14 protein-coding genes are annotated in these 12,474 nt (G+C 53.3%); 12 read left to right on the top strand and 2 right to left on the bottom strand.

Annotated elements, in window-relative coordinates; genetic code table 11:
• Nucleotides 1-16: 16 nt before the first annotated feature.
• The 12 genes from flgG to DAI21_RS02755 all read left to right on the top strand — a co-directional run bounded on the left by flgG (nucleotide 17) and on the right by DAI21_RS02755 (nucleotide 11,310).
• The gene (flgG, locus tag DAI21_RS02810; protein WP_100778018.1) at nucleotides 17-802 is read left to right on the top strand and encodes a flagellar basal-body rod protein FlgG; all 786 of its coding nucleotides are present in this window, start codon (nucleotides 17-19) and stop codon (nucleotides 800-802) included.
• A 19-nt stretch (nucleotides 803-821) separates the two neighbouring features.
• On the top strand, nucleotides 822-1,487 hold the full coding sequence (gene flgH / locus DAI21_RS02805) for a flagellar basal body L-ring protein FlgH (RefSeq protein WP_100778017.1): 666 nt from the start codon (nucleotides 822-824) through the stop codon (nucleotides 1,485-1,487).
• Nucleotides 1,488-1,498: 11 nt separating this feature from the next.
• Nucleotides 1,499-2,590, top strand: coding sequence for a flagellar basal body P-ring protein FlgI (locus DAI21_RS02800; protein WP_181827182.1), 1,092 nt, complete (start codon nucleotides 1,499-1,501; stop codon nucleotides 2,588-2,590).
• A 9-nt stretch (nucleotides 2,591-2,599) separates the two neighbouring features.
• On the top strand, nucleotides 2,600-2,992 hold the full coding sequence (locus DAI21_RS02795; RefSeq protein WP_107702446.1) for a rod-binding protein: 393 nt from the start codon (nucleotides 2,600-2,602) through the stop codon (nucleotides 2,990-2,992).
• A 3-nt stretch (nucleotides 2,993-2,995) separates the two neighbouring features.
• On the top strand, nucleotides 2,996-4,366 hold the full coding sequence (gene flgK, locus DAI21_RS02790) for a flagellar hook-associated protein FlgK (RefSeq protein WP_107702445.1): 1,371 nt from the start codon (nucleotides 2,996-2,998) through the stop codon (nucleotides 4,364-4,366).
• 21 nt (nucleotides 4,367-4,387) lie between these two features.
• Entirely contained in the window at nucleotides 4,388-5,302 is a 915-nt protein-coding gene (gene flgL, locus DAI21_RS02785) for a flagellar hook-associated protein FlgL (protein WP_100778013.1), read from the top strand.
• Nucleotides 5,302-6,297, top strand: coding sequence for a hypothetical protein (locus tag DAI21_RS02780; RefSeq protein WP_107702444.1), 996 nt, complete (start codon nucleotides 5,302-5,304; stop codon nucleotides 6,295-6,297). The genes flgL and DAI21_RS02780 overlap by 1 nt, the downstream gene beginning before the upstream one ends.
• A gap of 232 nt (nucleotides 6,298-6,529) precedes the next feature.
• Nucleotides 6,530-8,521 carry a type VI secretion system tube protein TssD gene (gene tssD / locus DAI21_RS02775; protein ID WP_107702443.1) on the top strand — a complete coding sequence of 664 codons (1,992 nt, stop codon included), beginning with the start codon at nucleotides 6,530-6,532 and terminating at the stop codon, nucleotides 8,519-8,521.
• Nucleotides 8,518-9,189, top strand: coding sequence for a DUF2931 family protein (locus DAI21_RS02770; protein ID WP_107702442.1), 672 nt, complete (start codon nucleotides 8,518-8,520; stop codon nucleotides 9,187-9,189). Before tssD ends, DAI21_RS02770 begins: the two co-directional genes overlap by 4 nt.
• A gap of 41 nt (nucleotides 9,190-9,230) precedes the next feature.
• A complete protein-coding gene (locus DAI21_RS02765; protein ID WP_107702441.1) occupies nucleotides 9,231-9,899 on the top strand; it encodes a DUF2931 family protein in 669 nt (222 codons plus the stop codon).
• A gap of 41 nt (nucleotides 9,900-9,940) precedes the next feature.
• Complete coding sequence (locus tag DAI21_RS02760) at nucleotides 9,941-10,600, top strand: DUF2931 family protein (RefSeq protein WP_107704211.1); 660 nt, start codon at nucleotides 9,941-9,943, stop codon at nucleotides 10,598-10,600.
• A gap of 41 nt (nucleotides 10,601-10,641) precedes the next feature.
• The gene (locus tag DAI21_RS02755) at nucleotides 10,642-11,310 is read left to right on the top strand and encodes a DUF2931 family protein (protein WP_107702440.1); all 669 of its coding nucleotides are present in this window, start codon (nucleotides 10,642-10,644) and stop codon (nucleotides 11,308-11,310) included.
• A 24-nt stretch (nucleotides 11,311-11,334) separates the two neighbouring features.
• Here DAI21_RS02755 and DAI21_RS02750 read toward each other — a convergent pair whose 3' ends face one another.
• A complete protein-coding gene (locus DAI21_RS02750) occupies nucleotides 11,335-11,799 on the bottom strand; it encodes a hypothetical protein (protein ID WP_102105714.1) in 465 nt (154 codons plus the stop codon).
• Entirely contained in the window at nucleotides 11,777-12,442 is a 666-nt protein-coding gene (locus tag DAI21_RS02745; protein ID WP_234419536.1) for a hypothetical protein, read from the bottom strand. Before DAI21_RS02745 ends, DAI21_RS02750 begins: the two co-directional genes overlap by 23 nt.
• Nucleotides 12,443-12,474: the final 32 nt, after the last annotated feature.

Genomic DNA, 12,474 nt, shown 5'->3' with positions numbered 1-12,474 from the left:
GCCAAAAGGAATAACGATGAATCCCGCTTTATGGATCAGTAAAACCGGTCTTGCCGCGCAAGACGCGAAGATGAGCGCCATCTCCAACAACCTGGCGAACGTTAACACCACCGGGTTTAAGCGCGATCGCGTGATGTTCGCCGATCTGTTCTATCAAAATCAGCGCACGCCGGGCGGTCAGCTAGACCAGAACAACATCTCGCCGACGGGCATTCAGTTTGGTACCGGCGTCAAAATTGTCGGCACCCAAAAAGAGTTCACCACCGGCAATATCCAGAACACCGGACAGTCGCTGGACGTCGCCATCACCGGACAGGGCTTTTTCCAGGTTGAAACCAGCGACGGCGATATCGCCTATACCCGCTCCGGTAACTTCCAGAAAAACCCGGACGGTCTGCTGACTAACGCTCAGGGGCTGCCGCTGGTGCCGCAGATTGAACTGCCGGATAACGTTAAAGATCTGCAAATCGGCAAAGACGGCACCGTCACGGCCACGGTCGCGGGCGAAGCTGATCCGGTCGAGCTTGGGCAGATCACGCTGGTGAACTTCGTCAATCCGGCCGGACTGGAAGCCCTCGGCGGCAACCTGTATCGCGAAACGGCGGCCAGCGGCGAAGCGGTAGAAGGCGTGGCGGGCGAAGAGGCTTTCGGGCAGCTCGAACAAGGCTCGCTGGAAGGCTCCAATGTGCAGGTCGTGGAGGAGATGGTCGATATGATCACCGTTCAGCGCGCCTATGAGATGAACGCCAAAATGGTCTCGGCGGCGGATGACATGCTCAAATTTGTCACGCAGTCGATGTAACGCGTGAAGTGAAAAAGAAATGAAAAAGCAGTTAGTTATTGGATGTATTGCACTGCTGCTGGCCGGGTGTGAAAGCCCGGCGCTGTTAGTGCAAAAAGATGACGCGGCCTACGCGCCGCCAGAAGATTTCTCCATGCCGACCACCAAAGTGCAGGGCGGCGGGCTGTATAACGGCAACTACAACTGGTCCCTGACGCAGGATCGCCGCGCTTACCGCGTGGGCGACATCCTGACCGTCAAACTGGACGAATCCACCCAGGCCAGCAAACAGGCGCGGACCAACTTCGGCAAGAAAAATGACGTCTCGATTGGCGTGCCGGAAGCCTTTGGTCACTCCGTGGATAAGCTTTCCGGCTCCATCGACGGCAGCCGCAACTTCAACGGCAACGCCACTTCCCAGCAGCAAAACAGCCTGCGCGGAGCCATCACCGTGGCGGTCTACAAAGTGCTGCCCAACGGCGTGCTCGCCGTGCGCGGTGAAAAATGGCTGACCCTTAATCAGGGCGATGAATACATGCGTGTGACCGGGCTGGTACGCGCGGAAGACGTTGAGCGCGACAACTCAGTCTCCTCCCAGCGGATCGCCAACGCGCGTATCTCCTACGCCGGACGTGGAGCGCTCAGCGACTCCAACTCCGCAGGCTGGCTGACGCGCTTCTTTAACCATCCGCTGTTCCCGATTTAATGGAGTCTGCCATGCGTAAAGCGATGCTATTTCTGATGCTGCTGTGGACGACGGCGGCAACCGCAGAACGACTGGGAAATGTGGTCGATATTCAGGGCGTGCGCGGTAACCAGCTGGTGGGATACAGCCTGGTGGTCGGCCTCGACGGCACGGGCGATAAAAATCAGGTGAAGTTCACCAGCCAGTCGGTGACCAACATGCTGCGCCAGTTTGGCGTCCAGCTGCCGACCAAAATCGATCCAAAAGTGAAAAACGTCGCTGCCGTGGCGATCAGCGCCACGCTGCCGCCGGGCTACGCGCGCGGGCAGAGTATCGACATTACCGTCTCGTCCATCGGTGACGCCAAAAGCCTGCGCGGCGGCACCTTGCTGCTGACGCAGCTGCGCGGAGCCGACGGCGAAGTCTACGCTCTGGCGCAGGGGAACGTGGTGGTCGGCGGTGTGAAAGCCGAAGGCAACAGCGGGTCGAGCGTCACCATCAACACCCCGACCGTGGGCCGCGTGCCGAACGGAGGGTCCGTTGAGCGCGAAGTGCCGTCCGATTTTCAGCAGAACAACCAGGTGATTCTCAACCTTAAGCGCCCAAGTTTTAAAACCGCCAACAGCGTGGCGGTGGCGCTGAACAGCGCCTTTGGCTCCGGCACGGCGACGGCGCAGAGCGCCACTAACGTGGTGGTCAACGCTCCGCTGCCGGCGGGCGAGCGCGTGGCGTTTATGTCGATGCTGGAAGATGTGCAGATCAACGCCGGTAAACAGCCGCCGCGCGTGGTGTTTAACGCCCGCACCGGCACCGTGGTGATTGGCGATGGCGTGGTGGTTCGCGCGGCGGCGGTGTCGCACGGCAACCTGACCGTCACCATTCGTGAATCGTCGAACGTTAGCCAGCCGGGCGCGTTCAGCCAGGGTCAGACGGTGGTCACACCGCAAAGCGACGTCGATGTGAATCGCGGCAGCGGCCAGATGGTGACCATTGCAGCAGGCACCAGCCTGCGCAGCATCGTGAATACCATTAACAGCCTCGGCGCGTCGCCGGACGACACTATGGCGATCCTGCAGGCCCTGCATGAAGCAGGCGCGCTGGATGCCGAACTGGTTGTGATTTAAGGAGAGACAATGCTACAGGCGATCAAATCCCAGACCAGCGTTTTGCCCGGCGATTTTACCGGCCAGGTAAAACCGCAGAATCTGGAACAGGCAGCGGAGCAGTTCGAAGGTATTTTCCTGCGTTCGATGCTCCAGCAAATGCGAAAAGCCTCCGAAGCGCTGGTGGACAACAACCCGTTCGACAGCAAGCAGCAGCGCATGATGCGCGACTTTTACGATGACAAACTGGCGTCAGAGCTGGCTTCCCAGCGCAGCACGGGCATCGCCCAGATGATCATCACCCAGCTCGGCCCGCAGGAGAGCGCGCCGCTTAAGAATTCGCAGGGAATGGTCGCTTTACAGGAACATCCAAAGACATTAACGCCCCCCGTCGTCCCGGTAATACGTCGCGGGCAGGAGTAATCCATGAACATGATTAACATTGCCTTTAGCGGCTTGCAGGCCGCGCAGTTTGGGATGAGCGTGACCTCGATGAACATCTCCAACGTGCTGACGCCGGGCTACAGCCGTCAGGGCATTATCCAAAGCTCCGTGACGACGATGGGGCCGGGCGGTATGTCCGCCGGGGCGGGTGTGCAGGTGGACAGCATCCGCCGGATTTCCGATCAATACCTGACGGGCCAGGTGTGGCAGAGCAACAGCAAAGCTAACTACTACGGCATTAACAACCAGTATCTCAGCTCGCTGGAAAAGGTGATTGGCACGGATTCCACCAGTCTCGGCACCGGGCTGGACGATTTCTTCTCGGCCCTCGGCGCCTTAACTGCCGGGCCAGAAAGTGAAGCCAACCGCCAGCAGTTACTGAACCAGGCGCAGTCCCTGGCGACCCGTTTCAACAACATGAACGACTTCATCAATAGCCAGAAAACCTCGGTCGGTAATCAGCGCAACACCATTGTCGAGCAGATGAACACCCTGACCACCGGGATCGCTGACTACAACAAAAAAATCATGGAGATGGACTCGACGGGCGGCAACAGCAACGTGCTGCGCGATCAGCGTGACGAGCTGGTGAAACAGCTCAGCACCTACAGCGACGTGAAAGTGGCGGAAGACAGCAACGGCAGCTACTCCGTATCGATGAAAAACGGCCAGCCGCTGGTGAGCGGCAAAGTGGCCGGACAGCTCAGCGCCAGCACCGATGCCAACGGTAACTCTGTCTTAACGCTGACGTTTTCTGGCAGCGATTTCTCGTTAAACCCGTCGACGGGCGGCCAGCTTGGCGCGCTGTACGATTACGAAACCGGTGAACTGGCGAACATGCAGGCCTCGGTCCAGGGGATGGCAGAAACCGTCGCCACGCTGTTTAACGATCAGCTGGCGCAGGGTTTTGACAAAAACGGTAATCCGGGCAAACCGCTGTTCAGTTTCGATCTCACCAATCCGGCGGGTATTTTGCAGGTCAACGATTTGAAACCCGACGAACTGGCGCTCTCCGGCAAGCCTGACGAGCAGGGGAATGGCGACAACCTTGAGGCACTGATCGATCTGAAAAATAAAAAGGTCGATATCGGCGGGATGGGCAACATGAGCCTGAACGAAGGGGCGGCGGCGATCATCTCCAACATCGGTATTGCCAGTAAACAGTCGCAAAGCGAGCTGGAAGCGGCGCAGGCGGTGTTTGACCAGGCGCAGCTGCAGCGCAACAACCTGAGTGCCGTCAACCAGGACGAAGAGGCGATAAACCTGCAGGTTTATATGCAGGCGTATCAGTCCAACGTCAAAGTGATCGCCACCGGCAACCAGATTTTTACTGACCTGTTAGGCATGTTTTAACCGGCGTTAAGGAACGAATTTATGCGAATCAGTAGTCTTTATAATTCCGACGCCATGCTGGCGCAGCTTGGCGTTAACGGCACGCGCATGAGCAAGCTGATGGAACAGATGGCGACCCAGAAACGAATCAACGTCCCGTCGGACGATCCGGTTGCCGCCACGCGTCTGGTGCAGCTGAACCGCGAGCAGTCGGCCATTAAGCAGTATCAGAGCAACATCTCGCGCCTCAGCGGATCGCTCGCGAGCCAGGAAGCGCACGTCAGCGCGATGAGCAATCAGCTGTTGTCCCTCAACGATAAACTGCTGGCGGCGGCCAACGGCACCCACAGCAGCGAAGATATGAACGGTTTTGGCACTGAACTGTCGTCGATGCTGGACTCGCTGGTGGCGTCGATTAACGCCCAGAATGAGAGCGGCAGCTATCTCTTCTCCGGCACCAAAACCGACGCCAAACCGGTGGTCTGGGACGAGGCGCAGGGGAAATATGTTTATCAGGGCAACGACGGCTCGCGAGAAACCACGGTGGCAAACGGGGTGAGCGTGACGGAAAACACCAACGTGGTGCAGGCGTTTGGTAACGGCAGCGATCTGGAGATGCTGAACAAGCTGAAAGCCCTGAGCGAGAAGATGCAGGACCCAGACATTCCGGTCAGCGATTATCAGGATGAGATGCAGGAGATGCTGACGCTCTCCTCTGACACGCGCGACAAAGTGGCGGCGATGTTTACCGATCTGGGTGGGCGTCAGAATCGCCTGACGATGCTTGGCGATGCTCATACGGACGTCAGCACCGCCAATGATCAGGTGGTGCGCGACCTGTCGGACACCGACTGGGCAACCACCAGTATCAACCTTCAGCTGTACACCAACTCCGTGCAGGTCACTAACAAAGCGTACAGCATGATCAGTCAGCTTTCGCTCTTCAGCATGTTGTAATGGTTATGCAGGTAGGATTAAAAACCACCACCGCCTCCAGCACTGCGTCCGCCGTTCGGACGTTGCCGGGGGCACCGGCCCATATTGCCCGAACAGAACGCGTCGCCACCCCGAATCGTGCGACGCCGCCCTTTCCTGAAGCGGCGCTGCTGTCGCGCCGTCCGCTGCGCTATAACGTGCAGCTTAATCAGCAGCTGACGGCGGTTCAGCAGGCGGATAATTATCTGTCCGAAACCGAAACCCAGCTGCTGGTGCTGCGCCATCAGAACGGCTCTGCGCCGTCGGGGCTGAACACGCTGCTGAATCAGCGCGGAAAGCTGTCGGGCGGTACGATCGATCGGAACTTCAACATCACGCTCCAGCAAAAAAGCCAGGTCACGTTCACCCTGCCGGGCGTGGAAAAACTGCTGGAGCAGCCGCAGGGTGAGACGCTGGTATTTCAGCTCGGCGGCGGCCAGCGTGAACTCACCGCCGTGGCGCTGCCCGAGCAGGCGTCTCCGCGTCAGATCCTGGCCCATCTCAATGTGGGATTGGGTCGCCTGGGAATCAACGCGACGCTCGCCCCTGAGGGGAAAGTTGCTTTTCAGGTCGACGAAGCGCGCTGGTCGCGCGTCAGCCAGCATCTCAGCGTGCGCGGCGAAGGGCAACACTTCCCGGCGGATGCCTTTACCCTGCTGGCTCCGCAGGCAGAAACCAGCCGCGCAGACGAAATCAGCCAGTTGGCCCTCCGCTGGGAGCGCGGCGACAGTAAAAAGCTGCAGCAGACGCTGGATCAAATCACCCGCGAGCGCAGTAAATTGCATTTTCACCAGGATCGCGTTTCGACGCGGATTCAGGATATGTCGACGGTTTACACCCCAGGCGAGGCGCTCGAAACGGCGCGCGCGCTGGGAGTTGCCCTGGCGGGGAGCGGTAAGCAGTTTGGCCTGCTAACGCAAGCGCTGGCGGCGCAAGGGAACGTTCATCAGGTGACGGTGAAGAATTTGTTAGGCTAGCCCTGCGCGGTCATCTCCTCTCCTTGCGGGGAGGAGATGACCCACGACTCAGGTTTTATACCCTCTCTGTATTTTATTTATTCCGGCCACATAGCATTCCTTCATTTTCGTTTTACTTTCCATTTTCATGATCTCAGCTGCGATATTGTAAAAATAAAAAAGACTACACTGCTGTCCAGCATAATTAATGATTGCAATATATTTTGTTGGAAAATGATAAGGACATCATTAAGTGAGCAACGTTATCTATTTAACGCTGACGGGTGAGCGTCAGGGGGAAATATCCGCAGGCTGTGGAACAGAAAAATCTATTGGTAATCGCTTTCAGTACCGCCATGAAAACGAAATTCTGGTTTATCAGCTCTCCTCCAGCAGCGTCAGCACCGCGGGCGGCGTTCATCACCAGGGCCTGCGCTTCACCAAACCGACCGACAAAAGCTCGCCACTCCTGACCACCGCCATTAATGAGAATGAAAAACTGCGGCTCAGTTTTGATTATTACCGTACTAACCGCTTCGGCCGTCAGGAAAAATATTATCATATCGAACTGCGCGGGGCGTCGATTCAGGGGATAACCAGTTCGCATAAGAAAGACAGTCTGGATACGGAAAGTATCACTGTGAGTTATGAATATATTCGCAGTAAACATCTTATTGCGAATACAGAGTTCAGCAATCTGCTCCTGCCCGACGCCTATAACCAACTGTTTCCACCCGATGAAATAAAACAACCTGAAAAACGCAATATTGCTCTGACCCTCGGTGTGTTTTTTGATGGAACCGGTAATAACGCCGTGAACACGCAAAACATGCTCGCCGCCTGTACCGCCGCGCACTTTGACATTTCTGACCCGGATGCAGAAAGCATTCTTGCCCGCATGGCGCAGGAGCAGATGGGCGTCTCTGGTACAGGGGCCACCAGCTATACCGGCGGGTATACCAATATTCACTGGTTAAATACGTTGTACAAAACGGATCTCCCGATTGAATCAGGACAGGCGCAGGCGGCCATTTATGTAGAGGGGATTGGCACCGAAGCCGGCAGACCGGACAGCATGATTGGCCTGAGTTTAGGCGTGGCCGATACGGGGGTGATCGCGAAGACGGACCTTGCGGTGAAGCAGATTGCCGGGACACTTAAAAAGTTTTTTGATGATATGAGGGAGTTTGCATCCGTCCCCTCTTTGAAAGTGACTGAATTCCAGTTCGATATCTTCGGTTTTAGTCGCGGCGCAGCAGCGGCACGCCACTTTGCCAATCGCATTCAGACGGAAGATCGGGCCATTATCAATGCGATTCGCTACGGAATGAATGATGTCGAATACGCTGGCGCACCGGCCGGGAAAACGCGTTTTATCGGTATTTTCGATACCGTCGCCGCCATTGGGACACCGCAAAATGGTCTCAACCCGCACACAGCTAATACCGGTGACGTGAATATCGTGTTGCGTCCCGGTGTGGCGGAGAAAGTCTTCCATATCACGGCGCAGCACGAGTGCCGCTTTAACTTCGCCCTGAACAGCGTGCAACCCGCGTGGCCGGAGCTGGCTCTGCCCGGCGCGCATTCCGATATTGGCGGCGGCTACCTGCCTGCGACACGGGAAAACATCTACCTGACCCGACCGGAAGCAGTAACCGTGCCGCTGGATACCCCGCTGGCGGATACGCGAACTTACAGACATGCCATGGAACAGCTATCGATACTCGAATCCTCCGCGGTCGCGGCACCGCTCATTCGCACTAATGACATTACAGCTGACGCCTGGGAGGACACGAGAATACCTTCCCATCCAAGAGACGGGATGCAGAAGCGCGCATTTGCTGCTCTGACGATGAAAAAACGGATCGTGAAGAACGACTGGTCGAAGGTGGTGCTGCGGGTAATGATCGATGCTGCGAAGGATGCGGGTGTGGTGTTTAAGCCGATAAAAAAGGAAGACAAAGCGCTCATCATCTCTGCCGATCTTACATCGCTCTGCTCAAAGGTGGTGGAATCGGCAGCTGCATTCCGTTCAGGTTTAACACCGACTCAACTTGCCCCTTCGGAAATTGACCTTCTTGCCAAGGACTATATCCATTGCTCGGCAAACTGGAACAGCATTGTTTTTGATAGTACCAGAAAGCCCTACGGTGGCACCTCCGTGTCGGAGATTCTTAGTTTCGTAAACCGGCCAGATGAAAACTGGCAGCGCACAACTTACAACATGGACGGAAATAAAAAATGAGATATGGGAAAATATTCTTCTTCACAATGATGCTTACGACAACAGGCTGCCATTCCAATATCCCTACTTCTCCCGAAGAAACCGGGGAAATGCCGTATGGACTTTGGGAATTCGCCTTCTTTACGCCGAAAGATCTTCCGGCATTTGTAAACTACGTAGGTATTATTGATGACAAAAAGGTCGTCTACTCTTTCAGATCTCTCGACAGTGTAGATGATAGCTGGGCAACCGTAGGTACATGGAATAATAAAGTAAGACGGCATGCGCAGTTCAATAAAGCCCGCCATCCACCAGTCACTATGCTTTTCTGCTGGGACTCAATTATCGATAAAAAAACGTATGAAACGCGGATAACCTTCCCAGAGTCCCTTGGAGACCAAATGAGTGTTTCAACCGGATTAGATCATTATGGTGATAAGGCGTGGAATAACACTCTGCTCTTTGGGCTTGCTCCTGGAGGCAAGGTGAGGATCTGGCTTCAAAATTCTTCAGGAGGTAATGGGAGCATACCTGTGGAGCCGAAAAGAATAACAACTGTGTATGGGGATAAACTGGAGGGATGTAAGGGGATAAGCAACCTTGATATGTCTTATGAAATCCCTGATGGCTACGACCAAAATATAAAAGACTTTATCAAAGGCAAAACCTATCCGTACGGCGAATGGTGAGATTCAGGCAAGTAACAGTTTAAGCATGGACGGAGTTAGAAATGAATTACGGAAGACGGTCTTTGCTCATAATGCTGCTTGTTTTATCAGGCTGTCATACTGGCGAACCCGCAAGACCAGAAGAAACTGGTGCAATGCCATATGGAATGTGGGAGTTTGCTTTTTTCACTCCTAAAGCACTTCCCGCTCGAGTGACCTATGTCGGTATCATTGATGATAAAAAGATCCTTTATTCCTTCAGAACGCTCGACAGTACTGAGGATAGCTATCTTACAGTCGATAAATGGAATAATAAGGTTGGAAGACATGCACAGTTTAATAAAGCCCGGCATCCCCCTGTTGCGATGCTTTTTTGTTGGGATTCAATCATTGATAAAAAAACCTACGAGACACGAATAACGTTTCAGGCATCGTTGCGAGAGACAATGAACAAGTCTACAGGGACAGACAGGCTAGGGGAAAAAGCATGGTATAACAGCCTCCTGTTTGGCCTGGCGCCTGAAGGGAAGGTCAGAGTCTGGCTACAAAATAGTGGCGGCGGAGACAACTTGCCCGTAGAACCAAAAAAAATCACCACGCTTTCCGGCGATAAACTGGAGGGGTGTAAAGGCATTACTCTCGCCAATTTCGATTACAGCATCCCTGATGGCTACGACCAAAATATAAAAGACTTTATCAAAGGCAAAACCTATCCGTACGGCGAATGGTGAGGTTCTGGCGAGTTACGGAACAAACATGGACGGAGTTAGAAATGAATTATGGAAAACAGTCTTTACTCGCTTTTGTACTGGTTTTATTAGGTTGCCAATCCGGTCAAATGATAACACCTGAAGAAACAGGTGAAATGCCCTATGGGATGATTGAGTTCACGTTTTTTACGCCAAAGGCATTGCCCGCTGATGTTACCTATGTTGCCATTATTGATGACATGAAAATAGTTTACTCATTCAAAAGCCTGGATAGCATTGAGGATAATTGGGCAACAGTAGGTACATGGAATAATAAAGTCAGACGACACGCACAGTTCAATAAAATCAGGCACCCGCCCGTTACAATGCTGTTTTGTTGGGACTCTGTTATTGATAAAAAGACTTACGAAACATATGTGATTTTTCCTGAATCCGTCAGGCAGAAGATGAGTGTATCAACAGGGATAGACAATCATGGTGAAAAAGCTTGGTTTAATACCTTACTGTTTGGTTTAGCTCCTGAGGGTAAAGTAAAAATTTGGCTCCAGAACACTGCCAGCGGAAATGGTAGCAGCCCGGTAGAACCCGTAAAGATAACGACATTTTCTGGCGATAAATTGGAGGGTTGTAAAGGGATAACTCAGCATTCGCAAGGTTACGAATATTCCAAAGAGACTGAAAAATTTATTAATGGGAAAGTTTACCCTTATGGTAAGTGGTGAAATTTCTACGGGTAACGTATTAAACATGGACGGAGTTAGAAATGAATTATGGAAAACGGTCTTTACTCACAATGCTGCTTGTTTTATCAGGCTGTCATACTGGCGAACCCGCATTGCCAGAAGATACTGGTTCAATGCCATATGGGATGTGGGGGTTTGTTTTTTTCACGCCTAAGGAACTCCCCGCTTTCGTCAATTATGTTGGCATTATCGACGAAAAGAACATCCTCTATTCATTCAGGAATCTGGATAGTACAGATGAGGATGACTCAAGCGTTTCTTCGTGGGATAAGCAGTACATGCGTTTTGCAACGTTTAACAAAGCACGTCATCCCCCTGTAAATATGCTGTTTTGCTGGGATTCCATTATTGATAAACAAACCTACGAAACGAGAATCACATTTCCGGGTTCTGTGCGGACGCGAATGAGTTTGTCGACAGGGGTAGATATGTTCGGAGAAAAGGCATGGTATAGCACGATGTTGTTTGGCCTGGCGCCTGGGGGAAAGGTCCGAGTCTGGCTTCAAAATAGTGGCGGTGGTGACAACCTCCCTGTGGAACCCCTAAAAATATCCACGCTCTCAGGTGGAAAACTCGAAGGCTGTAAGGGGATAAGCAACCTTGAAATGTCTTATGAAATTCCTGATGGATACGACCAGAGCATAAAAGACTTTATCAAAGGCAAAACCTATCCGTACGGCGAATGGTGAAGCGGGTGGCGGCTGCCACCCTGCTTACTTCTTCAACGGATACAAAAATATTGCCCCACTTTGCCCCACCACCAGCTGCTGATTGCCGACAAACAGCGGCTGCATCCAGATATCAATGTGCAGCAGCATATCCACCAGACCATCAATCATCAGCCCTTTTTGCGCGGTGCTGTAGTAGATGGGGGTGTAGGCGAAAAACTGTCTGCCGTTCTGTTCGTTGATGCCGGTGAACTTTCCTTTCAGCACGAAACGGTTGTCGTTCGGGCTGGTGATGGTCGTTAAAATCGAACCATTCACCGTCTGCATGTGCGAATCGTAAATCTCTTTTCGCATCGACATCAAATCGTAGAATCCCAGCTGTAAAAAACCCTCGACGTTAGACTGCGGGACGTTTGCGGTTTGCATAACTCGCAGCCCCGCAAAAGCGAGCGCCACAAGCAGAAAGCAGGACAGGGCCAGTTTCCAGTTAAGCGCAGGTTTCCATCTCACTGATTTTTCTCCTCGTCTCACGCAGTATCAGGTTGTTCAGTTGGGTTGGGTCGATGCGCCAGTGATAGATGGCCATCACCAGCTGTTTTTTGTCGCAGCGGCTATTCAACGCAAAGGTGTAGTTCAGCGTTTGATCGATACTCTGGTAATAGACCGTCATGGTCATGGACTGGGTTTTGATCTGCTGGTTAATGGTATACAGCGTGTCTTTGATTTTGCTGTAAAAATCTTCTTTGCTCATCTCCAGGCGGTTGGACTCGGACAGCTCGTAAATATGAATGTTGCTGTAAACCGCGACTTCCTGCTCTGCAGCGACGATTTTTGGCCCCTGATTACCGGCATAGTGCCAGCCAAAGATCGCGCCAATCATGACGGTGACCAGCAGGGCCGCCAGGGTGATGAGCGGATGCTGAAACCGGGATTTGGCCGGTACAATAACGGGGCGTTCAGCGGGAACCGCGATCTCAATGGAGGGCGTTTCAATTACCTTAACGGGTTCAGAAACGATGTCCGGCTCGTCGGCAGCGTTGTGCTCAACGGTTGGGCTGAGCGTGGGCAACACAAAGCCATCGATCTCCGTGTCCGGCAGATCAATCTCTTCACTCTCTTTCTCAACGAAACGGCACCATGCCTGCTCAAGCAAATACCCCTTTTTGGGGATTGTTTTGATAATTT

It is taken from the genome of Lelliottia sp. WB101 (genome assembly GCF_003051885.1).
Taxonomy (GTDB): domain Bacteria; phylum Pseudomonadota; class Gammaproteobacteria; order Enterobacterales; family Enterobacteriaceae; genus Enterobacter; species Enterobacter nimipressuralis.
This window is presented reverse-complemented; position numbering and strand designations above follow the sequence as displayed.

Coding starts and splice junctions, on each gene's coding strand:
- flgL (WP_100778013.1), top strand. CDS start 4,388: ATGCGAATCAGTAGTCTTTATAATTCCGACGCCATGCTGGCGCAGCTT.
- DAI21_RS02755 (WP_107702440.1), top strand. CDS start 10,642: ATGAATTATGGAAAACGGTCTTTACTCACAATGCTGCTTGTTTTATCA.
- DAI21_RS02765 (WP_107702441.1), top strand. CDS start 9,231: ATGAATTACGGAAGACGGTCTTTGCTCATAATGCTGCTTGTTTTATCA.
- flgG (WP_100778018.1), top strand. CDS start 17: ATGAATCCCGCTTTATGGATCAGTAAAACCGGTCTTGCCGCGCAAGAC.
- DAI21_RS02800 (WP_181827182.1), top strand. CDS start 1,499: ATGCGTAAAGCGATGCTATTTCTGATGCTGCTGTGGACGACGGCGGCA.
- flgK (WP_107702445.1), top strand. CDS start 2,996: ATGAACATGATTAACATTGCCTTTAGCGGCTTGCAGGCCGCGCAGTTT.
- flgH (WP_100778017.1), top strand. CDS start 822: ATGAAAAAGCAGTTAGTTATTGGATGTATTGCACTGCTGCTGGCCGGG.
- DAI21_RS02795 (WP_107702446.1), top strand. CDS start 2,600: ATGCTACAGGCGATCAAATCCCAGACCAGCGTTTTGCCCGGCGATTTT.
- DAI21_RS02760 (WP_107704211.1), top strand. CDS start 9,941: ATGAATTATGGAAAACAGTCTTTACTCGCTTTTGTACTGGTTTTATTA.
- DAI21_RS02770 (WP_107702442.1), top strand. CDS start 8,518: ATGAGATATGGGAAAATATTCTTCTTCACAATGATGCTTACGACAACA.
- DAI21_RS02780 (WP_107702444.1), top strand. CDS start 5,302: ATGGTTATGCAGGTAGGATTAAAAACCACCACCGCCTCCAGCACTGCG.